Annotated in this window: 24 protein-coding genes and 1 riboswitch; of the genes, 12 read left to right on the top strand and 12 right to left on the bottom strand. The window is 71.7% G+C overall.

Annotation, left to right across the window (positions count from 1 at the left end; all coding sequences use genetic code 11):
- Window positions 1-143: 143 nt before the first annotated feature.
- A complete protein-coding gene (locus tag ACZ6W9_RS30230) occupies window positions 144-1,724 on the bottom strand; it encodes an FAD-binding oxidoreductase (protein ID WP_389961127.1) in 1,581 nt (526 codons plus the stop codon).
- A 46-nt stretch (window positions 1,725-1,770) separates the two neighbouring features.
- Here ACZ6W9_RS30230 and ACZ6W9_RS30225 point away from each other — a divergent pair, with 46 nt between their 5' ends.
- The 4 genes from ACZ6W9_RS30225 (at window position 1,771) to ACZ6W9_RS30210 (ending at window position 5,774) form a co-directional block, all read left to right on the top strand.
- Window positions 1,771-2,484, top strand: a complete 714-nt coding sequence (locus tag ACZ6W9_RS30225; protein WP_470120764.1) for a TetR/AcrR family transcriptional regulator — start codon at window positions 1,771-1,773, stop codon at window positions 2,482-2,484.
- A complete protein-coding gene (locus ACZ6W9_RS30220; protein ID WP_389960564.1) occupies window positions 2,481-4,073 on the top strand; it encodes a glycerol-3-phosphate dehydrogenase/oxidase in 1,593 nt (530 codons plus the stop codon). The genes ACZ6W9_RS30225 and ACZ6W9_RS30220 overlap by 4 nt, the downstream gene beginning before the upstream one ends.
- A 330-nt stretch (window positions 4,074-4,403) precedes the next feature.
- Complete coding sequence (locus tag ACZ6W9_RS30215; protein ID WP_389960562.1) at window positions 4,404-5,354, top strand: sucrase ferredoxin; 951 nt, start codon at window positions 4,404-4,406, stop codon at window positions 5,352-5,354.
- Window positions 5,355-5,459: 105 nt separating this feature from the next.
- On the top strand, window positions 5,460-5,774 hold the full coding sequence (locus ACZ6W9_RS30210; RefSeq protein WP_012893126.1) for a WhiB family transcriptional regulator: 315 nt from the start codon (window positions 5,460-5,462) through the stop codon (window positions 5,772-5,774).
- Between the two features lie 334 nt (window positions 5,775-6,108).
- Here ACZ6W9_RS30210 and rsgA read toward each other — a convergent pair whose 3' ends face one another.
- The 3 genes from rsgA to ACZ6W9_RS30195 form a co-directional block, all read right to left on the bottom strand.
- A complete protein-coding gene (gene rsgA / locus ACZ6W9_RS30205; RefSeq protein WP_389960560.1) occupies window positions 6,109-7,248 on the bottom strand; it encodes a ribosome small subunit-dependent GTPase A in 1,140 nt (379 codons plus the stop codon).
- Window positions 7,249-7,628: 380 nt separating this feature from the next.
- Complete coding sequence (gene glyA, locus ACZ6W9_RS30200) at window positions 7,629-8,885, bottom strand: serine hydroxymethyltransferase (RefSeq protein ID WP_389960558.1); 1,257 nt, start codon at window positions 8,883-8,885, stop codon at window positions 7,629-7,631.
- 33 nt (window positions 8,886-8,918) lie between these two features.
- A riboswitch (ZMP/ZTP riboswitch) is annotated at window positions 8,919-9,000 on the bottom strand.
- Complete coding sequence (locus tag ACZ6W9_RS30195; RefSeq protein ID WP_389960556.1) at window positions 8,994-9,974, bottom strand: YihY/virulence factor BrkB family protein; 981 nt, start codon at window positions 9,972-9,974, stop codon at window positions 8,994-8,996. It overlaps the preceding riboswitch by 7 nt.
- 317 nt (window positions 9,975-10,291) lie before the next feature.
- Here ACZ6W9_RS30195 and ACZ6W9_RS30190 point away from each other — a divergent pair, with 317 nt between their 5' ends.
- Window positions 10,292-10,621 carry a hypothetical protein gene (locus ACZ6W9_RS30190; protein WP_389960554.1) on the top strand — a complete coding sequence of 110 codons (330 nt, stop codon included), beginning with the start codon at window positions 10,292-10,294 and terminating at the stop codon, window positions 10,619-10,621.
- Between the two features lie 64 nt (window positions 10,622-10,685).
- Here ACZ6W9_RS30190 and ACZ6W9_RS30185 read toward each other — a convergent pair whose 3' ends face one another.
- Entirely contained in the window at window positions 10,686-11,507 is an 822-nt protein-coding gene (locus ACZ6W9_RS30185; RefSeq protein WP_389960552.1) for a class I SAM-dependent methyltransferase, read from the bottom strand.
- A gap of 331 nt (window positions 11,508-11,838) precedes the next feature.
- Here ACZ6W9_RS30185 and ACZ6W9_RS30180 point away from each other — a divergent pair, with 331 nt between their 5' ends.
- On the top strand, window positions 11,839-13,797 hold the full coding sequence (locus tag ACZ6W9_RS30180) for a recombinase family protein (RefSeq protein WP_389960550.1): 1,959 nt from the start codon (window positions 11,839-11,841) through the stop codon (window positions 13,795-13,797).
- Here ACZ6W9_RS30180 and ACZ6W9_RS30175 read toward each other — a convergent pair.
- A complete protein-coding gene (locus ACZ6W9_RS30175) occupies window positions 13,709-13,894 on the bottom strand; it encodes a YccF domain-containing protein (protein ID WP_389960548.1) in 186 nt (61 codons plus the stop codon). The genes ACZ6W9_RS30180 and ACZ6W9_RS30175 overlap by 89 nt on opposite strands.
- Window positions 13,895-14,150: 256 nt before the next feature.
- Here ACZ6W9_RS30175 and ACZ6W9_RS30170 point away from each other — a divergent pair, with 256 nt between their 5' ends.
- The 6 genes from ACZ6W9_RS30170 to ACZ6W9_RS30145 all read left to right on the top strand — a co-directional run bounded on the left by ACZ6W9_RS30170 (window position 14,151) and on the right by ACZ6W9_RS30145 (window position 18,359).
- Window positions 14,151-14,285, top strand: coding sequence for a hypothetical protein (locus ACZ6W9_RS30170; protein WP_362929743.1), 135 nt, complete (start codon window positions 14,151-14,153; stop codon window positions 14,283-14,285).
- Between the two features lie 512 nt (window positions 14,286-14,797).
- Window positions 14,798-16,480, top strand: coding sequence for a nitrite/sulfite reductase (locus ACZ6W9_RS30165; RefSeq protein WP_389960544.1), 1,683 nt, complete (start codon window positions 14,798-14,800; stop codon window positions 16,478-16,480).
- Window positions 16,481-16,520: 40 nt separating this feature from the next.
- Window positions 16,521-16,664, top strand: a complete 144-nt coding sequence (locus ACZ6W9_RS30160; RefSeq protein ID WP_470120759.1) for an Insertion element protein — start codon at window positions 16,521-16,523, stop codon at window positions 16,662-16,664.
- A gap of 71 nt (window positions 16,665-16,735) precedes the next feature.
- On the top strand, window positions 16,736-16,867 hold the full coding sequence (locus ACZ6W9_RS30155) for a hypothetical protein (RefSeq protein ID WP_470120757.1): 132 nt from the start codon (window positions 16,736-16,738) through the stop codon (window positions 16,865-16,867).
- 5 nt (window positions 16,868-16,872) lie between these two features.
- Window positions 16,873-17,601 (top strand): phosphoadenylyl-sulfate reductase, encoded by a 729-nt coding sequence (locus ACZ6W9_RS30150; protein ID WP_389960540.1) that lies wholly within the window; start codon window positions 16,873-16,875, stop codon window positions 17,599-17,601.
- Window positions 17,583-18,359, top strand: coding sequence for a sirohydrochlorin chelatase (locus ACZ6W9_RS30145; RefSeq protein WP_389960538.1), 777 nt, complete (start codon window positions 17,583-17,585; stop codon window positions 18,357-18,359). The genes ACZ6W9_RS30150 and ACZ6W9_RS30145 overlap by 19 nt, the downstream gene beginning before the upstream one ends.
- 138 nt (window positions 18,360-18,497) lie before the next feature.
- On the opposite strand, the gene ACZ6W9_RS30140 is transcribed toward ACZ6W9_RS30145, so the two are convergent.
- The 6 genes from ACZ6W9_RS30140 to ehuB form a co-directional block, all read right to left on the bottom strand.
- A complete protein-coding gene (locus tag ACZ6W9_RS30140) occupies window positions 18,498-19,322 on the bottom strand; it encodes a hypothetical protein (protein ID WP_389960536.1) in 825 nt (274 codons plus the stop codon).
- Window positions 19,319-19,822 (bottom strand): SigE family RNA polymerase sigma factor, encoded by a 504-nt coding sequence (locus ACZ6W9_RS30135; protein ID WP_362929755.1) that lies wholly within the window; start codon window positions 19,820-19,822, stop codon window positions 19,319-19,321. The genes ACZ6W9_RS30140 and ACZ6W9_RS30135 overlap by 4 nt, the downstream gene beginning before the upstream one ends.
- Before the next feature lie 252 nt (window positions 19,823-20,074).
- Window positions 20,075-20,875, bottom strand: a complete 801-nt coding sequence (gene ehuA, locus ACZ6W9_RS30130; RefSeq protein ID WP_389960534.1) for an ectoine/hydroxyectoine ABC transporter ATP-binding protein EhuA — start codon at window positions 20,873-20,875, stop codon at window positions 20,075-20,077.
- Window positions 20,865-21,521: an ectoine/hydroxyectoine ABC transporter permease subunit EhuD gene (gene ehuD / locus ACZ6W9_RS30125; protein ID WP_389960532.1), complete on the bottom strand. Its 657-nt coding sequence runs from the start codon at window positions 21,519-21,521 to the stop codon at window positions 20,865-20,867. The genes ehuA and ehuD overlap by 11 nt, the downstream gene beginning before the upstream one ends.
- Window positions 21,518-22,261, bottom strand: a complete 744-nt coding sequence (ehuC, locus tag ACZ6W9_RS30120) for an ectoine/hydroxyectoine ABC transporter permease subunit EhuC (RefSeq protein WP_389960530.1) — start codon at window positions 22,259-22,261, stop codon at window positions 21,518-21,520. The genes ehuD and ehuC overlap by 4 nt, the downstream gene beginning before the upstream one ends.
- Window positions 22,262-22,274: 13 nt before the next feature.
- On the bottom strand, window positions 22,275-23,204 hold the full coding sequence (gene ehuB, locus ACZ6W9_RS30115) for an ectoine/hydroxyectoine ABC transporter substrate-binding protein EhuB (RefSeq protein WP_389960528.1): 930 nt from the start codon (window positions 23,202-23,204) through the stop codon (window positions 22,275-22,277).
- Window positions 23,205-23,420: the final 216 nt, after the last annotated feature.

The following is a 23,420-nucleotide window of genomic DNA, read 5'->3' as shown; positions in this document are numbered from 1 at the left end:
CGGACCCCGCGCCCGACCGGCACCCGGCCCGGCACCGAACCAGGCGCCCGGCCCGGCGCTCAACGAGCGCTCGACCCGGCGCCCGGCCCGGGACTCGACCAGACGTCCAGCCCGACGCCCGGCCCGGGGGCCCGACCATGCGCTCAGCCCCGCGCCGGGGCGACCAGCGCGCCGGGGTTGAGGACGCCCTCCGGGTCCAGCCGATCCTTGATCGCGCGGAGGATCTCCACGCCCAGTTCGCCGATCTCGGCGGCGTGGGCGTCCCGGTGGTCGCGGCCGACGCCGTGGTGGTGGGAGATCGTGCCCCCGGCCGCGACGATCGCCTCGTTCGCCGCCTTCTTGGCCGCCTCCCACTGTCCCAGCGGGTCGGCCGACTGGGCCGTGACGACCGTGAAGTACAGCGAGGCGCCCGTGCCGTACACGTGGGAGACGTGGCACATCACCAGCGGCGAGCCCAGGGAGCCCTGGAGCGAGCCCCGTACGGCGTCGTAGAGGCCGGGCAGGGCGGACCAGAAACCGGCCGTCTCCAGCGTCTCCACGGTGGCCCCGGCCGCGAGCAGGGAGTCGCGCAGGTAGGGCGCGGAGTAGCGGCCCCGGGCCCACGACTCGCCCGGGGCCGTGCCCAGGCAGACGCCGCCGAGCCCGGCCAGCACCGCCGCCGCGCCGTCCCGCCGCGCGCGCGCCTCCCCCGGTTCGCCCTCGTAGCCCGCGACGACCAGGCAGCCGGCGTCCGGGGCGACGTCGCCCAGCTCGTCCGGTCTGGCCAGGCCGACCATCGTCTCGGTCTCGTCGGACAGGCGCAGCACGGTGGGCACGGGGCCGTCCTGGGCGAGACGCCGCAGCGCGGCCGTCCCCTGCGCGAACGACGGGAACCGCCAGCCCTCGTAGAGGCGCTCGGCGGGGATCCGGCGCACCCGCAGTCGCAGCGAGGTGATCACCCCGAACGCCCCCTCGGAGCCCAGGATCACCTGGCGCAGGTCGGGCCCGGCGGCCGACTTGGGCGCGCGGCCCAGCTCCAGGGTGCCGCGCGGGGTGGCCACGGTCATGCCGACGACCATGTCGTCGAACCGGCCGTAGCCGGCCGACGCCTGCCCGCTGGAGCGGGCCGCGGCGAAGCCGCCCAGCGTCGCGTACTCGAACGACTGGGGGAAGTGCCCCAGCGTGAACCCGTGCCCGGCCAGCAGCTCCTCGGCCTGCGGCGCGCGCAGCCCCGGCTCCAGCTCGGCGACCATGGACTCGGCGTCCACCGACACCAGCCGGTTCAGCCGTGTCACGTCCAGCGCGACGACCCCGGCGAAGCCGCGCCGGTCGGCCGCCAGGCCGCCAACGACCGAGGTGCCGCCGCCGAACGGCACGACGGCCACCCGGTGCGCGGCGCAGATCCGCAGCACCGCCAGCACCTCGTCGTGGGAGCCGGGCAGCACGACGGCGTCGGGGGCGTCCGAGCCGTCCCCGGCGCGGAGGCGCAGCAGGTCGGGGGTGGACTTGCCCCGGGTGTGCCGGACGCGGGTCTCGTGGTCGCGGCGGACGTGCCCGGCGCCGACGGCCTCCTCCAGCTCGGCCGTGACCGGCGCGGGGAGCGCCGGGCCGGGCAGCCGCACCTCACCGAGGGTCGCGGCGGGGGTGTCCGGCGCGCGGACGCCCAGCAGGTCGCCCAGCAGGCGGCGGACCGGTTCGGACAGCTCGGCGGCCCGTGCGGGGTCGCCCCAGCCGGACCAGAGCATCGGTTCGGCGGCGGTCGTCGGAGTTTCCACGTCTACACTGTGACAGATGACGTCCATTCGTCACAATACGGTCATGGACCCCGGCGAACCCGCCCGCGATCCGGCTCCCGGCGACGCCTCCGCGCCCGGCGCCGGCGAACCCGAATCCGCACCCGCCCTGCCACCCGCCCACGGCCCCGCCGCCGGGCCGGCGCGTGAGACGGCGCGCGGCCCGGCCCCCGATCCCGTGCTCGATCCGGTCCTCGACGCCGCCCGCGAGATGGTGCTCGCGGTGGGCGTGCGGCGCACCACGCTCACCGACGTGGCGCGGCGGGCCGGGGTGTCCCGGATGACGCTCTACCGCCGCTGGCCCGACGTCCGCGCCCTGGTCGCCGACCTGATGACCCGCGAGTGGACGCTCGTCGCCGGCCGGTTCGCCGGGGACGACCCGGTCGCCGCGTCGGTCGGGGCGGTGCGGGCCCTGCGCGGACACCCGCTCTGGCGCAAGATCGTCGAGGTGGACCCCGAGCTGCTCCTGCCGTACCTGCTGCACCGCCGGGGGGCCAGCCAGGACGCCATGCTGGCGCTCGTGGCGGAGTCCGTCGCGCGCGGGCAGGAGCTGGGCGCCGTACGGCCCGGCGACCCGGCGCGGCTGGCCCGGACCGTGCTGCTGACCGCCCAGTCGTTCCTGCTGTCGGGCCCGGCCGTGCTCGCCCCGGCCTCCCCCGGCGAACTGGACGACGAACTCGCCGCCATCCTGGAGAGGTACCTGCGCCCGTGAGCTTCCCCGCCCTCCCCGGCCCCTCCTTGCGGGGCTCCTCCCTCAACGCCGCCCGCCGGGCGCGCGAGCTGGCCGAGGCGCGCGGCCTCGTGGTCGACGTGCTGGTGGTCGGCCTGGGCGCCACCGGCGCCGGGGCGGCGCTCGACGCCGCCTCCCGCGGCCTGTCGGTGGCCGCGATCGACGCCTGCGACCTGGCGTTCGGCACCTCCCGGTGGAGTTCGAAGATGATCCACGGCGGGCTGCGCTACCTCGCCAGGGGGCAGGTCGGGGTGGCCCGGGAGAGCGCGGTGGAACGCGGCGCGCTGCTCGCCCGCACCGCCCCGCACCTGGTGCGGGCCGCGCCGTACCTGCTGCCGCTGACCCCGCGGGTCTCCCGTGTCCAGGCGGCGACGGTGATGGCCGGCTACCGGCTCGGTGACGGGCTGCGGGCGGCGGCCGGCACGCCCCGCGCCCTGCTGCCGGGCCCCGCGCGGATCTCCGCCCGGCGGGCGCTGGAACTGGCCGCCCCCCTGGCGCCGGACGGCCTGCGCGGCGCGCTGCTGTCCTGGGACGGACGGCTGAGCGACGACGCGCGCCTGGTGGTGGCGCTGGCCAGGACGGCCGCCGCGCACGGGGCCCTGATCCTGACCCGCTGCCGGGCACTCGCGCTGTCCGGGGACGGCGCCGAGGTCCGCGACGAGCCGACCGGCGACGTCTTCACGATCCGCGCCCGGTCGGTGATCAACGCCACCGGGGTCTGGGCCGCCGGGCTCGATCCGGACATCCGGCTGCGGCCCTCGCGCGGCACCCACCTCGTGCTGCGCCCGGAGTCCCTCCCCGGCCTGCGGGCCGGGCTGCACGTGCCGATCCCCGGGGAGGGCAACCGGTTCGCGCTGGTCCTGCCGCAGGACGACGGCCGCGTCTACGTCGGCCTCACCGACGAGCCGGTGGACGGGCCGGTCCCCGACGTGCCGGAGGCGCCGGAGGAGGACGTCACGTTCCTGCTCGGCGTGCTCAACTCGGTGCTGGCGGCGGGGATCCGGCGCGAGGACGTCGCCGGGGCCTTCGCCGGGCTGCGCCCGCTCCTCGATACGGGCGAACGGGGCCGGGACGGCCGGACGGACGGGAGCGGCGGGCGGGGTGGGAAAGGCGGGCGCACCGCCGACCTGTCGCGGCGGCACGCGCTGCTGGTCTCCCCCGGCGGGGCGGTCACGGTCGTGGGCGGCAAGCTGACCACCTACCGGCGGATGGCCGAGGACGCGGTCGACCTCGCGGTGCGACTGCGGGGCCTGACCGCCGGGGCGAGCCGTACGGCGCGGCTGCCCCTCGTCGGGTACCTCCCGCCGGGCACGGCGGTGCGGGGACGGCTGGAGGCGCGGTACGGCGCCGAGGCCGCGGCGGTGCGGTCCCTGGCGGCCGGCGACCCGGCGCTGGCGGAGCCGCTGCCGACCGGCGTCACCGGCGCCGAGCTGGTCTGGGCGGTCCGGCACGAGGGGGCGCTGGACGCCGGGGACCTCCTCGACCGCCGCACCCGGATCGGCCTCGTCCCCGAGGACCGGGCGGCGGCCATGCCCGCCGCCCTGGCCGCCCTGGAGCACGGGACCGGCTGACCCCCTTCCCTGCCCTCCGGACCCGGAAGGCAGGGAAGGCAGGGAAGGCCGGCGGGCACCCGGCGGCCGCTCCGGGGCACGGAACCGGCGAAGTCCCGGCCCTCAGACGGCATACGGATTCCCCTCCATCCCTTGACAGGCTCTCCTGACCGTGCTTGCGGCGGGAGATTTCTCACAGGGATCTCTCAGCCCCGGGGCCTTGACACCGGACCTCCGCTCGCCTCCTCCGGCTCCGGCCGGTCGCCGCGCGGCGGAACAGAGCACATTCACATCTCACGCCACACCCGCCGATCAATTAGGTTAGTCTCACCTAAGTCGAAGGAGGGGTGCGTGAGCTCGGGGTGCGGTTCGGGGACGGACAGACGGGCATGGGCCGGAAGTTGCTCGCATCCTGCGGGCTGTCACACCGGTGACCTGCCGGTTCTCGCCAGCGCCACGGTGGGGGCCCGCTTCTGGCTGCTCATCGAGCACTCCGGCCCGTGGGCCTCGCACCTGGAGGACTGCCGGCTGCGCGAGGAGATTCACGCGCTTATCAGACGGGCCCAGAGCCTCGGTGTCCGGCCCCAGCTCATCCGCCGCCCGGGGCACCGGAAGCCCGTGCCCGGCGGCATCCACGTCATGGTCGCCGACGCCACGGCCCCCGAGCCGTGGATCGCCGAGGGCGTCATCGCAGGTCCAACCGATCTTGACATGGACGCGCTGGTGGCAGGAGTGGTCCCGGAGTCCTGCATACTTGTGAGTGAGCCGGTTTTTCTGGTGTGCACGCATGCCAAGCGCAACGCGTGCTGCGCCCGCATTGGACTTCCCCTGGCTCGGTCCTTGGCAGAGGTTTTGCCGGACAGAATATGGGAAACATCACATGTTGGCGGCGATCGCTATGCCGCCAACCTCGTGTGCTTGCCACACGGGCTTTACTACGGCAGCATGTCTCAGGCTGCTGCGATCGCGGCAGTCGATGCGTACCGGTCCGGCGAGGTCATCCTCGACCGTTTCCGGGGACGCGCGGGCATCCCCGAGCCGTCGCAGGCCGCTGAGCATTTCGTCCGTGCCCACACGGGTGAGCTCTCGGTCGGCGGAGTGGCCGTGGAGTCCTCCAGGTCGGACGGCGTCACCACCGAAGCCTTCGTGCGCGGTGGCGACGCTCGTTTCCGGGTGGTGGTCGAGCCCATGACGCTCACAACGCCATGTGGTACGGCTTGCGCCGAGACGGTCACCACCTATCGGCTGGTCACGCTGGACAGGCTCACGCCTGTGCGGTACGCCACCCCCGCTCTCGCCTGACCTGAGGGAACATCACGGGCAATACCGGCGTTGGACTCAGGGACGCCACAAACGTCCAATGCGGCATCAACCCGAATTACCTCTCACGTAAAAGGTGGTTTTCTCATGTCTCAGGTACGTCGGCAGACCGCCCGTCCTCGGCCCAGCTGGGGCTGGCAGGATGACGCCGCGTGCCGGGGTGAGGACCTCGTGCTCTTCTTCGGTCCCGACGGCGAGCGCCAGCCTGAGCGCGACATCCGCGAGCGGAAGGCCAAGGCCATCTGCGCCCAGTGCCCCGTCCGCGCCGAGTGCCTCGACTACGCGCTGTCGCGTCCGGAGAAGTACGGCACCTGGGGCGGCCTGAACGAGGACGAGCGCGCCTCCGAGCGTCGCCGTCGCATGCGCCGCGCCGCGAGCGCCGGCATCAGCGCCGTCGCCTGAGCAACACCTCCACCCGGCTTCCCCCGCGTGTGGTCCCGCCGTTCCGGCGCGGGATCACACGTCGCCGCACGATCAGGGTGTTCCGTCCTCGGGCGGGGCACCCGGCAGGTAAGTCCCTCCCCGGTGCCCGCCTCCCGCGGCTCCTTCTCCGGCGATCCCGCCGGATTCGCCTCGCACGCCTCCCGCGGCCTCCGGCCCGGCGGTCGCACCGCCGGACCTCCCCGCTTCCCGGAGCCCCCGCCCGGCCATCCGCCGGACGGGGGCTCCGGCGTCTCACCCCGGGTCAGGCCGCCCGGACCGGTCCTCGCCACGGCGAGGACCCGCGGAGTAGAACCTAGGGCCGGTTCCGGCCGGGCCTGCGCATCTCCTTGTGGATGGCCTTCCACCTGTTCTGCAGTTCCTTGCGCAGCTTCGGATCACTCCGCGACGCCATCCAGACGGCCTCACGCCGCAGCTTGTGCCAGCTCTCCAGCCGCCGCTCGGACAGCGTGCCGTCCTCGATGGCGGCGATCACGGCGCAGCCCGGCTCGGCCCGGTGCGCGCAGTCGGCGAACCGGCACCGCGCGGCGAGGTCCTCGATGTCGGAGAAGGCCATGTCCACCCCCTCGGCCATGTCGTACAGGCCGATGCGCCTGATCCCCGGGGTGTCGATGATCAGCCCGCCGTCGGGGAGCCGGAGGAGCTCGCGGTGGACCGTGGTGTGACGGCCGCGGCCGTCACCCGCCCGGACCCGCTGGGTCTCCATGAGCTCCTCCCCCGCCAGCGCGTTGACCAGCGTCGACTTACCCGCGCCTGAGGCGCCGAGCACGACGGCGGTGCGCCTGCCGTCCAGGTGGCCGCGCACGATGTCCACCCCCTCCCCGGTGACGGAGCAGACCGCGTGCACGTCCACTCCCGGGGCCGCCGCGGCGACCTCCTCCAGCAGGTGGGGCAGGGCGTCCCCGATGAGGTCGGACTTGGTGACGAGCACCACCGGCCGCCCCCCGCTCTCCCAGGCCAGCGCCAGCAGGCGCTCGATCCTGCCCAGGTCGGCGGTGTCGGTGGCGTGCAGGGCGGGCTCGGCGACGAACACGACGTCGACGTTGGCGGCGAGCACCTGCCCCTGGGAGTCGCCGGACAGGCCGCCCCGCGACGTCCTGCCGACACCGCCGCGGACGAAGGCGGTACGGCGGGGCAGCAGCGCCGCGAGTTCGAAGCGGCCCTCGGGCAGCCGGCGCAGCCCCGCCCAGTCGCCGACGCAGGGCAGCGCGACGGGATCTGCGGCGGCGGCCCGCCGTACGGAGGCGCCGTAGTGCGCCTGGAGATGGTCCTCGGCGGTCAGCACCTCGGCGGCGCCGCGGTCGACGCGGGCCACCCGGGCGGGCAGCAGGCCGTCGGGGAGGTCGGCGGCGAGGGAGTCGTCCCAGCCGAGGCGGGACAGCGACGCCGGAGAAGCGGAAGAAGCAGAAGAAGCGAACAGGTCCGGAGCGGACAACGTGGGTACACCCTTTGCGGAAAGAGGGCGCCCGCGGCAAGATCGGTCAGGCGGGCACCCGGAGGTCGGTTGACGGCAGGCTGCTCAGAAAGGCCCGCATAGTCCTCACCTCCGTTGCTCGTGGCCGCCCGTCCCCGGGCGGCGCCGTGACCGGAACCCACCGGTTCCGTCGCGCGGACGATCCGCATGACGGAACATACCGCGAAACCCGCCCCCCGGCGCAAACCCTTTTTCCGTCCCGTCCCCGCGTGTCCGTCTCCCGCCCGGGAACCCCCGGGGGCGGCCGGGACGGCCGGGAGCGCCGAAGGTCCCCGGGAGGGAGCGGGTGCCCCCTCCCGGGGACCTTCGGGAGGACGTCCGGCCGGCGCGGCGCGGGCGACCTACAGGCCCGGAGCCGGGAAGCGGGAGGTGAGCTCCCTGACCTCGTTCTGCACGCGGGCGATGACGTTCTCGGCCTCGTCCTGGTCCTTGGCGAGCGCGGAGACGACCTGGTCGATCCAGGCGCCGATCTGGCGCATCTCGGCGGCGCCCATGCCGCGGCTGGTCACACCGGCGGTGCCGATCCGGATGCCGGACGGGTCGAACGGCTTGCGCGGGTCGAACGGCACGGTGTTGTAGTTGGTCTCCAGCCCGGCCCGGTCCAGCGCCTGGGCGGCGGGCTTGCCGCCGATGCCCTTGGGCGTCAGGTCCAGCAGGATGAGATGGTTGTCGGTGCCGCCTGAGACGAGGTCGAAACCGCGGCCCAGGAGCTCCTCGGCCAGCGCCCGGGAGTTCACCACGACCTGGCGGGCGTAGTCCCTGAACTCGTCGGTCGCCGCCTCCTTCAGCGCCACCGCGATCGCCGCGGTGGTGTGGTTGTGCGGGCCGCCCTGCAGACCGGGGAAGACGGCCTTGTTCAGCGCGGTGGCGTGCTCGTCGGCGGTGGCCATGAGCATCGCGCCGCGCGGGCCGCGCAGCGTCTTGTGGGTGGTGGTGGAGATGACGTCGGCGTGGCCGACCGGCGAGGGGTGGGCGCCGCCGGCCACCAGGCCGGCGATGTGGGCGATGTCGGCCGCGAGCACCGCGCCGACCTCACGGGCGATCTCGGCGAAGGCCGGGAAGTCGATCGTGCGCGGGATGGCGGTGCCGCCGCAGAAGATCAGCTTGGGCCGCTCGCGCAGGGCGATCTCGCGGACCTCGTCCATGTCGACGCGGCCGGTGTCGCGGCGCACGCCGTAGCGGACCGGGTTGAACCACTTGCCGGTGGCCGAGACCGACCAGCCGTGGGTGAGGTGGCCGCCGAACGGCAGGCCCATGCCCATGACGGTATCGCCCGGCTGGAGGAAGGCGAGGTAGATCGCCAGGTTGGCGGGCGAGCCGGAGTAGGGCTGGACGTTGGCGTGGGCGACGCCGAACAGGGACTTGGCCCTCTCGACGGCGAGGGTCTCGATCTGGTCGATGACCTGCTGGCCCTCGTAGTACCGCTTGCCGGGGTAGCCCTCGGAGTACTTGTTGGTGAGGACGGTGCCCGTGGCCTCGAGAACCGCCTTGGAGACGTAGTTCTCGGAGGCGATCAGCTTGACGGTGTCGGCCTGACGCCGCTCCTCGGCCTTGATGAGCTCGGCGATCTGCGGATCGACGCTCGAAAGAGAACTCATGCGCCTTCACTCCCCTGTCGGCATTGACATCGCGCGGAGGACCCAGGCGCGCGGCCCTCCGCTTTCCGCTCCCCGGTGGTCGCTCCCACCCAATGCGCCAGTCGCGCTTCAGACGATAGCGGACTGACCGGTGCGAGTGGCCCGGCCTGCTCCGTCCACGGGCCACAGGCGGTCCACCTCGGCGTTCAGCGTGGCTCCGATGAGGACGGCCAGCGCCGTGATGTAGAGCCACAGCAGCACCGCGATGGGGGCGGCGAGCGAGCCGTACACCGACACCGGGGAGAACCAGGCGGCGAGGACCTCGCGCAGCACGGCGGCGCAGGCGATCCAGATGATCAGGGCGAGCAGGGCCCCCGGCAGCTCCCGCCACCAGCGCGTCCGCACCGGGACGCTCACGTGGTAGAGCAGGGTCAGGAAGATCACCGAGCCGATGACGACGACCGGCCAGTAGAGGCCGTCGACCAGGGAGGCGTAGTCGCGGGGCAGGACGCCGTGCAGCACCACCGGCCCGAGGACGAGGACCGGCATGATCAGCAGCCCGATCAGCAGGCCCGCGACGTAGAGGCCGAAGGACATCAGGCGGGTGCGGATGATGCCGCGCTCCTCTCCGAGGCCGTAGGCGACGGAGATCAGGTCCACGTAGACGAACAGGGCGCGCGAGCCCGACCAGAGGGCCAGCACGAAACCCACGGAGATCAGCGGGACCTGTTTCTGCGGATTCAGGACGTCGTCGACGAGCGGGGTGACGACGGTGTTCACGGCGTTGTCGGTGAACAGCAGGTGGGCCTGGGACTGGATCCAGGCCCGGACGTCCTGCACCGTCTCCGGGCCGAAGATCCCGGTGAGCCGGCCGACCAGGCCGATCAGGCCGAGGGTGAACGGCGGCAGCGACAGCAGCGCGAAGAAGGCCGCCTCCCCGGCCAGGCCGGTGACGCGGTAGGCGATGCCCGCGTTGGTGGTGGCGGTGGCGAGGGCCCAGGTGCCCGTGCCGCGCAGCCAGGTCAGCCCGGCCCGCAGCCGGGCCACGCGTCCACGCGATGTGGGCTTCTCCGGCCCCGGCCGGTGCGCCTGGGCATCAGTGGACGTCATGCCACACAACGGTATGCCCAGTGCCTCTTGATCACGAACCGTCCGGCCATGGTGCCGGCGCGTGTCCGGCGGTCTCCCCTCCCCGGTCCGGGGGCACGCCGGGTCCCGTCCACGGCGCCCCCGGGGCCGGGGGTGCATCACGGGACGCCGTCGGGACTTCAGTCCCCAGGGTTGGACCGGGGAGCACACTGGCTCGGGAAACCAGGGGTTCCCCAGACTCGATCGAACGGTCTTTCGCAGCTGCCAGCCTCCGCGGGCGCAACACCGTCCCGGTCATCGCCCGCCTGGTCCAAGCCGATGAAGACACCGTCCGTGATGTGATCCCACCACTTCAACGGGAGCGGGCTGACCTGCCGGAGCCTCAGCGGGCGGGAGACCGTCCCCGCCTGCTCAGTGACGACGAGGAAGCCTTCGTCGCCCAGACGGCCATCACGCGACCGGTGAAGCTCGGCCAGCCGTTCACCCGCTGGTCGATCCGCAAGCTCACCGCCTATCTGCAGGCGCTTCCCGGCCGGACGATCTGCATCGGCCACAAAGTCCTCAGGGCCTTGCCGGCGCGCCGGGGAATCACCTTCCAGCACACCAAGACCTGGATTGAGTACGCGCTGACCGGGCGCCCGGAGCGGACCTTCGCCTTCAATGAGTAGCGAGAAGGGCATGCGCGGAGAAAATCGCCCACTCAGGCAGACCGCCTGAGTCATTTACGGCACATCAGCCCTCCACAGGGACCTGGGTGATGGCAACGAAATTTTGACTCATACCCAGGATCGATGGCTCCGTCTCGAGCAGACGCAGTACGGCCAGTACCCGCTCTCGCTGCTCAGGCTCCTCCAGACGCTGGGCGAATTCGGGCAGTAGCTTGACACTGCCGCTGGCACCGACGAGCACACGCAGTTCCAGCCCGGCCTCCTCCACCTCCTCGGTGAGATCCTGCGGCCGGTGAAAGAACGAGGTGGTGAACTGCGCCGGGTCACCGCTTGGGTTCCGGTATTGGCCGTCGGTGAGGAACCTGACGTTCTCCTCGGAGCCGCCCGGCCCGATCGGCGTTCCCCGGGCGATGTCCTCGAAAAGCGGATAGAACCGGGACAGAGCCTTCGCCACGACGACACCGCCCGGCCTCACCACCCGCCGGGCCTCCCGCAAGGCCGTGATGCGGTCGTCCCTATTCGTCAGGTGATACAGCGGCCCGAGAAGCAGCGCGGCATCCATGCTGCACGCGGCGGCTTCCAGGGCACGCGCGTCTCCGACGGCCGCGCTGGTCAACGGAACGGAGGCGACTCGAGAGGCCGCCTCGGCCTGTTCGATGTGCAGCGGCACCGGATCGATCAAATGCACCTCGTACCCGGCCGCAGCCAGTGGCAACGCGTAGGCGCCAGCACCACCTCCAACGTCCAGTACCCGTGCAGGCGCCGGCGGCAGATGCCGCTCCAACAAGTCCCACACCCGCAAGAATTCGATCTGCCGCCCACCGGAAGCCAACCGGTTCTGCTCCAGGCCGTGCTCGTAGTACGCCAGCATCTCCGCATCCACCATGCTGCGACGCTAGATCAGAAGCATTCGTTCGGCCACTGAGATTCGACCAGCCAAACTGCGGACACCCCGAGACAGAACCCGGCGAGCCTTCGCAGTCAGAGCACTAGGCACCCAGCGACTCACAATCTCCGTGACGTGGTCGTAGGAATCGATCTGGACTCAGGCGCGTGTGTCCGTCTCCTGCCCCTGCTGCTCGGTCCAGCTCCGTAACTCCTCGCGCCCACCCGGAAGCAGCAGCAAGCCGCGAGTAATTCGAATACCATCGCCCGCATTGAGTGCCCCGGCGACGGCTGCAACCGTCCCGGGGCCGGCCGACTGTCCAGGAGTCGACATGACAAATCCAAGCACATGTCTATGCACAGCGACCGCTACGGTCGCCCACGCCACGATGCCGCAGGTCCTCAGGGCCGTGGACTACCTCCGGGTGAGCACCGAGGAGCAGAAGCTCGGCTACGGCATCGCCAGCCAGGCGCGCAAAAACAGCCGCCACATTGCGAACAAGGGTTGGCACCACATCGGCACGTACAAGGATGAGGGCATCTCCGGCTCAAAGGAGATGGGTGAACGCCCGGACTTCGACCGGCTGATGGAGCACGCGAAACTCAACGAGTTCGACCTTGTCGTGGTAGAGGGGGGCGACCGAATCGGCCGTATCGGTCGTGCCTTCTGGCGTTGGGTCTGGGCGTTGGAGGACATTGGAATCTTCGTCGCCATCACCAACCGGAACATCGACAACACCACTCCTGAAGGCCGGGCGCAGATGCGGCGGGAAGCTGACTACGCCGAGACCGAGTGGGAGAACATCCGGCTACGCACCCAGGGCGGTCTCCAGGAAAAAGCCGAGGACCTTGGCTCGCCGCACATCGGCGGCCGGCCCCCGTATGGCTACCGGATCGAGGCGAAGGGCATCAGGGGCGAATCGCGGTTGGTCGTCGACGAGGCCGAGCGTGCCCTCGTGCAGCGCGTCCACGACATGGTGGTGATCGAAGGGCTGAACCTGCGGCAGACCGCCATCCGGCTCAACGCTGAAGGGTTCACCTGCCGTTCGGGCCGTCCGTGGTCGGTGGCCAACCTCCGCGATCGGGTCATGTCCCGGGCGGTACTCGACGCCGAACTGATCTTTCGCGGCGCGCACGCCAAGACCGATGCCGACGGCAGACCGCTGTGGGGCGATTCAGTGACCATCGCGCTCCCCCGGATCCTGTCCGACAACGCGGCGGCCGCGCTCCGCCAGAAGGTCGCCGCCCGTGCGAGGACCAGCAGTCGTAACCGAGCGGTTTACCCGCTCACGGGTCGGCTGATCGGCCGCTGCACAGCGCCGTACACCGGCAGCAGTCGCGAGTCTCTCTCATACGGTCGCCGCAACTACCGTTGCAGCGGCAAAACTGACACCGTGCCCGGTCAAGGGGTCTGCGACTGCTCGTCCATGGACGCTGAGGCGGTGGAGAAGCACGTCTGGTTAAAGGTCGTCACCCTGCTCGGCAACTTGCGGAAGCTGAATGCGCTGGCCACCGAGCGGGTCGCTATGTCCGACGGCGATCAGGCGGCACACGCCGAGCGGATCGTCGGCCTCGACCAACAAATCGACGCGATGAGGGCGTCCATCACCGCCGTGGTCGTGGCTGCCGCCAAGCAGCAGCAGTCTGCAGACGCCATCGCCGCCGCAACAGTGGCCCTTAACGAGGAGCTACGACAGTTGGAGGAGATGCGCGCCGAGGCCGCCGCCTGGTTGGCCGAAGTCAAGGAGGCGGAGCACCGGGCCCACGGCCTCAAGTCCCTTGCCAAACTGGTTCAGCATCAGCTGATGGACATGAGGTTGGAGGAGCAGAGCAAGATTCTCCGTCTACTCGACGTGAAGGTGTTCATCGAGGGGCCGGTGCCGGTCCGAACCGGGGGCCACATCTGTACCGTGCAGTCCTGGTATAAGTCGGCCGGAGTGAACGTCCCGGCGGCCGACCTCTCGGATGAGCAGTGGGCGCTGGTCTCCCACCTGCTCCCCGCCGGACGACGCGGCCGCGTACGGCGTTCGGTCGACGCGATCTTCGCCAAGGCCCGGACCGGCGTTTCCTGGCCGACACTCCGCGAGGAGTACGGCTCGACGAGTACCGCCTCAAAGTACTTCAACGAGTGGGTGTCGCAAGGAGTTTGGGCCGAACTCGACGCGGCACTCGCGAAGGTGGAACGAGTATCGCTACCCGCGCTCAGACTCCTCCCGCCCATGCGAATCGAAGTACGGTTCGATCCCCGCGTGATGCTGGGCGCCGAGGAACGGTTCCGAACGGAATCGTGACGATCAGAACGCAACAGATGATGCCCGCGAGGACGTAACCGGCGGCCATCCAGATTCCGGCGAACACCAGCCAGATCACGTTGAGCAGGGTCCTCATATTTCGAGGATGGCAGGCCGGATCCGGACGGTTCCATCGGGTACGTCCCGGACTCCTCCCTGGGTCCCTCCGCGAAGACCCCGGGGAAGGGCCCCGGAAAGACTCCGGGGAGGAGTCCCGGAAAAGCTCCGTGAGAAACGCCCCGGACGCTTCCCGGACCCCCGCCCGGGGGCGCGGCGGGACCCGTCCTGGGGCGCGGCGGGACCCGGAGCCGGGGATTCCGGGGCCGCCCGGATGAAGACGGCACAATGGAAGAATGATCTGCGACCTGTGCAAGGAGCGTCGCCACGACGAGTGCCGGGGTGGCTCGTGGTGCGACTGCCAGCACAAGACCACCGAGCAGGCCGGGAAGGACAAGGAGTCGGAGCTGGGCTGGCCGCGCCAGGGGTGAGGCGGCGGCGCCCGCCGTACCGGGCGAACCGCGCGCCGTACCGGGTGGGTCGCGCGCCGTACCGGGCGAACCGCGCGCCGTACCGGGTGGGTCGCGCGCCGTACCGGCGAGCCACGCGCCGTACCAGGCGGGTCGCGGGCCGGGATGACGTCCGGGACCCGCGAGGGGCTCCACGGCGGGCCAAGGTTGGCCCTGGCGGCGGTCCAGAGTGTGGACCGCACATTGGACATCTCCCACCATCACGGTATCGTCAGAGACATGCCAGCGGACCCGTTGCTCGTCGTGCGACGCCACGTCGACCTCCTGCGTGTCCGCAGCGCCATCTGTTGTGACGTCCGTTGACCGACGCCCACCGCTGATTCCATCCGGCTGCGGGCGCGCGACAGGCGTCCTTCTTCCCTGAAGCGAAGCCTTCTTTCGAAGCGAAGCGACCCCCGTACTCGACGGCGAGGCGGGAGGTGCGCCGCCCGCGCGTGCCCGAGATCACCTCATCGATCGTGAAGGACGCGCGCATGACGACCCCGGCCAGGCCGGCAAACCGGCACCACAAGCGCCCGCGCGGCGAGGGTCAGTGGGCTCTCGGTTACCGCGAACCGTTGAACAAGAACGAGGAGAACAAGAAGAACGACGACGGGCTCAACGTCCGTCAGCGGATCATCGACATCTACTCCAAGTACGGCTTCGACTCCATCGACCCCGCCGACCTGCGGGGCCGGATGCGCTGGTACGGCCTCTACACCCAGCGCCGGCCCGGCATCGACGGCGGCAAGACCGCGATCCTGGAGCCGGAGGAGCTCGACGACCGCTACTTCATGCTCCGGGTCCGCATCGACGGCGGACGCCTGGACCTGCGGCAGCTGCGTGCCATCGCCGACATCTCCAACCTGTACGGCCGCGGCACCGCCGACGTCACCGACCGGCAGAACATCCAGCTCCACTGGATCGAGATCGAGTCCGTCCCCGACATCTGGGAGCGGCTGGAGGCGGTGGGCCTGTCCACCACCGAGGCGTGCGGCGACACCCCGCGCGTCATCCTGGGCTGCCCGCTGGCCGGGATCGACGCCGGGGAGGTGCTCGACGGCACCCCGCACATCCGCGAGATCCACGACGCCTACATCGGCGACCCGGCGTACTCCAACCTGCCGCGCAAGTTCAAGACCGCGGTGAGCGGCTGCCCGGCGCACTGCACGGTTCACGAGATCAACGACGTGGCGTTCGTCGGCGTCGTCAACGAGCGCGGCGAGGCCGGCTACGACCTGTGGGTGGGCGGCGGCCTGTCCACGAACCCGATGCTGGCCAAGCGGCTGGGCGTCTTCGTCACGCCCGAGCAGGTCTCGGCGGTCTACGGCGGCGTGATCGGCATCTTCCGCGACTACGGCTACCGCCGCCTGCGCCACCGGGCGCGGCTGAAGTTCCTGGTGAGCGACTGGGGCGTGGAGAGGTTCCGGGAGGTCCTGCAGACGGAGTACCTCGGGTACGCCCTGCCCGACGGCCCGGCGCCCGAGACGCCGCGCGGCGGCCGCCGCGACCACGTGGGCGTCTTCCCGCAGAGGGACGGCAACTTCTACGTCGGCTTCGCGCCCAGGGTCGGCCGGCTCAGCGGCGACACGCTGCACCTGATCGCCGACATCGCCGAGCGGCACGGCTCGGACCGGGTGCACACCACGGTCGAGCAGAAGATGGTCATCCTGGACGTCGCGCCCGACCGGGTGGACAGCCTCGTCGCCGAGCTGGAGGCCGCCGACCTGCGGGTCAACCCCTCGACCTTCCGCCGCCAGACCATGGCGTGCACCGGCATCGAGTTCTGCAAGCTGGCGATCGTCGAGACCAAGGCCGTCGCGTCCGACCTGATCGACGAGCTGGAGCGGCGGCTGCCGGACTTCACCGAGCCGCTGACCATCAACGTCAACGGCTGCCCCAACTCCTGCGCGCGCATCCAGGTCGCCGACATCGGCCTGAAGGGCCAGCTCGTCGTCAACGACGCGGGCGAGCAGGTCGAGGGCTTCCAGATCCACCTGGGCGGCTCTCTGGGGGTCGACGCCGGTTTCGGCCGCAAGGTCCGGGGCCTGAAGGCCACCGCCGCGGAGCTGCCCGACTACGTCGAGCGCGTGGCGCGCAACTTCACCAAGCAGCGCGACGAGGGCGAGACGTTCTCCGAGTGGGTGCGGCGGGCCGACGAGGCGGACCTCAAGTGAGACGCGGCGCCGTACGGCGAGGCTCCGGGAGGGGGCGGCGATGAGCGAGCGGATGGCCCCCTTCCACTGCCCGTACTGCGGCGAGGAGGACCTGGAGCCCTACGAGGGCGACGGGGGCTGGTACTGCCGCTCGTGCGCCCGCGCCTTCAAGCTGAAGTTCCTCGGGATCGGGGTGCGGTCGTGACCGGCCGCGGCACGGCGGACGGTACGGCGGGCGGGACGGGCCGGCGCGGGCCCGGCGCGGTGGACGGCGTCATGAACGGCACGGCTAACGGCACGACGAACGGCACGACGAACGGCTCGGCGAACGGCGTGACGAGCGGGGTGAACGGGGTGGCCGGTGCGGCGCGAGCGGCACGGGCGGCCCTCACGGCGGATTGGGAGTGATGAACGTGAGCATCGTTGACATCGAGATCGGCCTGAACCGGCAGCGGGCCGGGTTCGACCTGCAGGACATCGCCGAGTCCGCGGCCGTGTTCCTGGAGGACGCCCCGGCCCTGGAGATCATCCGGTGGGCGGCGGCCACCTTCGGCGACCGGCTCTGCCTGACCTCCTCGATGAGCGACGCCCTGCTGATCGACCTGGTCAGCCGGGTGAAGCCGGGGATCGACGTGTTGTTCATCGACACGGGCTACCACTTCGCCGAGACGATCGGCACCCGTGACGCGGTGCGGCAGGTCTACGACGTGAACGTGATCGACGTCAAGCCGTCCCGTACGGTCGCCGAGCAGGAGCGCGACCTCGGGCCGCGGCTGTTCGGCCGCAACCCCGACCTGTGCTGCTACCTGCGCAAGGTGGAGCCGCTCAACCGGGCGCTGGAGCCGTACCTCGCCTGGGTGTCCGGCATCCGCCGCGACGAGGCGGTCACCCGTTCGGACGTCAGGGTCGTGGAATGGGACACCAAGCGCCAGATGGTGAAGATCAACCCGATCGCCCGCTGGACGCAGGACGACGTCGACAACTACATGGCCGACAACGGCGTGCTGATCAACCCGCTGCACTACGACGACTACCCCTCGATCGGCTGCGCGCCCTGCACCCGGCAGGTCGCCCCCGGTGAGGACCCGCGCAGCGGCCGCTGGGCCGGGATGGGCAAGACGGAATGCGGGCTGCATCTTTGACGCCGCCCGGCCCCGGCGCCCCGCCGGTCACGCCGCTGGTCGCGGTGGCGCACGGGTCGCGTGACCCGCGCGCCGCGGCGACGGTGGAGGAGCTGCTCGGCCTCCTGCGGCGGGAGCGGCCGGAGCTTCCGGTGCGCGCCGCCTACCTCGACCACGCCGCCCCGACGCTCGCCGCGGCGCTGTCGGGGCTGGACGAGGCGGTGGTGGTGCCGCTGCTGCTCACCGCGGCCTACCACAGCCGGGTGGACATCCCCGGTTCGCTGGCCGAGATCACCGCCCGCCGCCCGGCGCTGCGCACCCGGGTCGGCGGCACGCTGGGGCCGCACCCGCTGCTGGTCACCGCCCTGGAGCGCCGGCTGGCCGAGGCCGGGGTCGAGCCGGGCGACCCGGACACCGCGGTGGTGCTGGTGTCGGCGGGCTCCAGCGACCCGCGGGCCAACGCGACGGTCGCCGCCGTCGCCGCGGACTGGGCCCGCCTGCGGGGCTGGTGGTCGGTGGGCGTCGCCTACGCCTCGGCGGCCGAGCCCGCCCCGGAGCGTGAGGTCCGCCGCCTGCTCTCGGCCGGCGCCCCGCGGGTGGCGGTGGCTCCTTACCTGCTGGCCCCCGGCCACTTCGCCGACCGGACCCGCGACGCCTCGCTCGCCGCGGGCGCGTCCGTCGTGGCCGGGGTGCTCGGCGCGGCCCCCGAGGTCGCGGCCGTCCTGGCGGAGCGCTACGACGAGGCCGTACGGCGCCGCCCGGCGTCCGCCTCGGCCTGACCTCCCGGTGAGACCTCGGCCTGGCCTCCCGGTGAGACCGGGACCCGCCGAGGCCGGGCCCGCGAACCTCGACGGTTCCCGTACCCCGAGGCCCCGAGACCTGCGATCCCGGAGTCCGAGGCACCAGGGGCCGGTGCCTCAGCCGCCGTCCCCGCCGCTTCCCGGGCTCGGCTTCGCGCCGTCCCGGCCGTCCCCGGGGCAGCGCACCGCGACGATCCGGCCGTCGAGCGGGTCCGTCACGACGACGGCGCCCGGACAGACGGGCCCGACCCCGATCTCGTCGGCGAAGCGGCAGCCGGGGCCGCCGTCGCAGGGCTCGGTCCGGGTGAGCGTGACGGTGACGCTGATGTCGGCCCGGGTCTTCGGGGCGTCCGCGACGACCTGCCGGGCGTCCCGGTCGCCGGCCAACGGGAGGCCCTGCCGCCGCACCGAGCCGGGCGGGACCACCGCGATCTCCAGCCGCCCGATCTCGGACTCCGGGAACAGCATGGTCATGCTCTTCGAGCGCTCCCGGTCCTCCAGCCCCTCGCGGCAGGTCTGGGCGTTGCGGTACTTCCCGTCCTCCCAGTAGAGGACCTCCGCGCCGAACGGGCAGTGGACCGCGACCTGCGTCATCGTCCCGTACGGCCGCGCGGGCAGGTCGAGGGACAGCCGCTCGCCCATCGTGGAGAACCGCTTCTCTAGAACGACATCGTCGACGTAGCGGGCGCCGTACCGGGGCGTCGGCTGGGCCATGACGCCGGTCCAGACGTCGTCGGGGACGACGGTGGCGCCGGTCCCCGGCAGGATGAGCGTCGCGACGGCGGCGAGGCCCGCCGCGAGGGTCCCGCCCAGCGCCGCGGCGCGGCGGCGTCTGATCCGCCGGACCCGCCGGTCGACGGCGGCGACGGTCACGCCCCCGCGGTGGCCGTCGTCGCCCTCGGCCGCCAGGATCTCGCGCAGTTCCGGCTCTGTGATCGTCAACTCGGCTCCCCTGAGGTGGTCGCGGCGATCGCCGCGGGATCGACGCGCAGCTTCGCCAGGGCCCGGCTGGCCTGGCTGCGGACGGTGGCCACCGAGCAGCCGAGGATCTCGGCGATCCGCGGGTCGGGCAGGTCGGCGAAGTAACGCAGCACGACCACGGCCCGCTGCCGGTCGGGCAGCGCCGCCAGGGCCTGCCGTACGGCCTCGCGCGTGCCGACCTCGCCGGTGCGGTCCTCCCCCGCCGTGTCGGGCAGCGCCCCGGTGGGCACCTCGCCCCGCCAGCGGCGCCGCCACCAGGAGGCGTGGGTGTTGGTGAGGATGCGGTAGACGTAGGGGTCGGGGTCGTCGCCCACCCGCCGCCAGGCGAGCCATGCCTTGGCCAGCGCGGTCTGCAGCAGGTCCTCGGCCGTGCCCCAGTCGCGGCACAGCAGGTAGGCGGCCTGCAGCAGGCGGGCCGAGCGCTGCTCGACGTACCGCTCGAAATCGGCTCTGTCTCGCACTCGCCGTCCTCGGTGTCTCGGTGACCTTCCACCGATCACTACGCTCCGGCCGTCCCGGGACGTTGCACGCCCCTGGAATGGATCTTCCCGGAAATGGGTCCGTCCCGGTCCGGAAGGGACCGGGACGGACACGGATCAGGACGGGCGCGGACCAGGACGGGCACCGGCCGGGGGCCTGAACCGGCCTGAGCATGGGCCGTCCCGGACGCCGCCCTCAAGCCGGTGCGGGCCGCGCGGTGTCCGGAGCGCCGGTCAGGTCGCCTGGAGCACGGCCTGCAGGAAGTCGCGGGTGCGCTGCTCCTGAGGGTCGTCGAAGATCTGCCCGGGAGGGCCGTCCTCGACGATGCGGCCCTGGTCGAACATGAGCACCCGGTCGGAGAACTCCTTGGCGAAGTGCATCTCGTGGGTCACGCACAGGATCGTCAGGTCGGACTCGCGGGCGATGTCACGCAGCAGGCACTGCACGCCGGCGACCAGCTCGGGGTCGAGGGCGGAGGTGACCTCGTCCAGCAGCAGGATCTCCGGCTCCATCGCCAGCGCGCGGGCGATGGCCACGCGCTGCTGCTGGCCGCCGGACAGCCGCAGGGGATGCTCGTCGGCCTTGTCGGCCAGGCCGACCAGCTCCAGCAGCTCGGCGCCCTTGGCCTCGGCCTCCTCGCGGGAGCGCCCGAGCGCCCGGACGGGCGCCTCGGTGAGGTTGCGCATGACCGTCATGTGCGGGAAGAGGTTGAACTGCTGGAAGACCATGCCGATCTTGCAGCGGACGCGCCGGAGGTACTTCTCGTCGGCGGGCACGAGCCCGCCGTTCCTCCTCATGTGGCTGAACGGCTCGCCGTTGATCTCGATCAGGCCGCCGGTCGGCTTCTCCAGGGTCATCAGCAGCCGCAGGATCGTCGTCTTGCCCGAGCCGCTGGGACCGATCAGGGTGACCCGCTCGCGCGGGCGGACGTGGAAGTCCAGTTCGTCCAGGACGGTGAGGGAGCCGAAGCGCTTCACCACCTTGTCGAAGCGGATCTTCCACTCATCTGCTGCGATGTGCGTTTCACTGGGCAAGACGGCGCTCCAGACGGCGGACGAGGATGGACGCGGGGATCGCCACGACCAGGAAGAACAGTCCCGCGATGGTGATGGGTTCGAGGTAGCGGTAGCTGCCGGAGGCGAGGATGCGGCCGGTGCCCAGGACGTCCACCACGGTGATCAGCGTCAGCTGAGGGGTCTCCTTGAAGACGGCGATCAGGTAGTTGCCCAGCATCGGCAGGACCCGCCGTACGGCCTGCGGCAGGACGACACTGGTCCAGACGCGGAACCGGGGCAGGTTCAGGGCGGTCGCCGCCTCCCACTGGCCTTTGGGCACCCCGTCGATGCCGGCCCGGTAGACCTCGGCGGTGTAGCTCGCGTAGTGGACGCCGAGGACGAGGATGCCGGTGGTCAGGGCGGACATCGTGATCCCCAGCGCGCTGGGGAAGACGAAGAACACGAAGAACAGCTGCGCCACGAGCGGGGTGCTGCGGATGAACTCGACGAACAGCCGGACCGGCGTCGCGATCCAGCGCCGTTCCGACCGCAGCAGCAGCGCCAGCACCAGTCCCAGGGCGAAGGCCAGCGCCGCTCCGGCGATGGTGGCCTGCGCGGTGACGACCAGGCCCCGGCTGAGCATCTCCGGGGCGATCCGCAGGGCGTAGTCCCAGTCCCAGTTCACGAGGAGCCTCCCACCGGTGCGGGCCGCCGGCGTCTGACGAACAGCGGCGGGACGTCGACGCCGGCCCTGGCGGCGGCGCGGCGTTCGAAGAACCGCATGACCAGCGTGACGATCATCGCGAGCGCGAGATAGATGACCATGACGAGGCTCATCACCAGGAGGGGGTCGTATCCGGTGTTGCGCAGGATCCGGCTCTCCGCGATGACGTCGGACACCGAGATCACCGAGACCAGGGAGGTTGCCTTGATCAGCTCGATCCACAGGTTGTTCAGCGGGGGGATCATGCCCCGCCACGCCTGCGGCAGGATGATCCGGACCATGCGCTGCCACGGGCTGAAGTTCAGCGCGAGCGCGCCCTCCCACTGCGCCCGGGGGACGGCGGCTATCGCGCCCCGGACGACCTCCGACCCGTAGGAGCCCAGGTTGAGCCCGACGGCGAGGACGCCGGCGAGGATCGGGTCCAGCCGGTAGCCGGTGAGCGCGGGCATCGCGAAGAAGATCCAGTACATCTGGACGATCACCGAGGTGCCGCGGAAGAACTCCAGGTAGCCGCGGGCGGCCCCGCGGATCCAGCGGCGCCGCGACGTCGACAGCAGCCCGACGGCGAAGGACAGCAGCAGGGCGAGCGGCGTCGCCCCCAGGGCGACCTGGACCGTGACCCAGGTCCCTTCCATGAGGTACGGCCAGATCTCGCCGACCGTGTCGAGGACCGGCTCGGCGGCCATTGCGGACAGGAGCATGACGGGGACCCGGTCAGGCGGCGCAGAGCTGCGCCGCGGTCAGCCCCTTGGCCTTGTCGATCTCGGCCTGCCCGAACCCGAACGGTTCCACGATCGGTAGGACGCCGCCGCCGTCCTGCAGTTTCTTCAGCTCGGCGTTGAACGCGGCCAGCAGGTCGCCGTCGTTCTTGCGGAATCCGAACGCGCCGGCCGCGAACTGCTCCTTGCCGTCGACCTCGGGCGCGAACGCCTCGGTCACCTCCAGGCTCCCGGCGTAGGAGGGGTTCTCCTTCAGCGCCCACCGCAGGGTGATCGCGGTGAGCGCGACGGCGTCGACCCGGCCGTCGGACAGGCCGCGGACGGCGTCGTTGGCCTTCTGGAAGACCCGGATCCGGTCCTGCTCCACACCGGCCTTGGTGGCGTACTCCTGCTCGATGGCACCCTCCAGCACCGCGATCGTCGCGCCGGAGGAGGCGGCGGTCTTGAACGTGGTGATCCCCTTGGGGTTGCCCTTCTTGACCATGAAGGCGTTCATGCCGGCGTGGTCGGGGTCGGAGAAGGCGATCTGGCCGCAGCGCGGAGGGGTGATGGACATCCCGGCCGCGATGATGTCGTACTGGCCGGCGGACAGGCCGGGGATCAGCGCGCCGAACGAGTCGACCAGCACGGGCTCCAGCTCGACGCCCCCCAGGTTCTTGAAGATGGCGCGGGCCAGCTCGGGGGCCTCACCGGTGAGCTTCCCCTGCTTGTCGCGGAAGCCGTACGGGGCCTCGTTGGCGAACCCGACCTTGATCTTCTTCGCGGCTCTGATCCGGTCGAGCGTCCCCTGTCCGCCTCCTCCCCCGGAGGGTGTGCCGTTGTCGACCGCCGTGCAGCCCGCGAGCAGGGCGGGAACCGCGGCGATGGCGAATCCGGCGCCGGTGCGCCGGAAGAAGTCGCGTCGGGTCAGGGGGCTGTGCGTCATCGGGGAGAACTCCTCGTCGGTGCCTGCTACGTGCGCGTTCGTGACCACTACTCATCAGGGCCCAGCCTGAGCCAGGCTAGTCCGGGCATGCGGATGAAGCATCCGTTCGGACCCGGCAGCCGGACACTCTGTGTGACGCTAGTCATCGATACGGACGTGATCAAGCCCGCGAAAAGGACGGCCTCTATGCGTCTCCCCAGGTCAGAGCAGACTAAA

It is taken from the genome of Streptosporangium sp. NPDC053982 (genome assembly GCF_055585205.1).
This window is presented reverse-complemented; position numbering and strand designations above follow the sequence as displayed.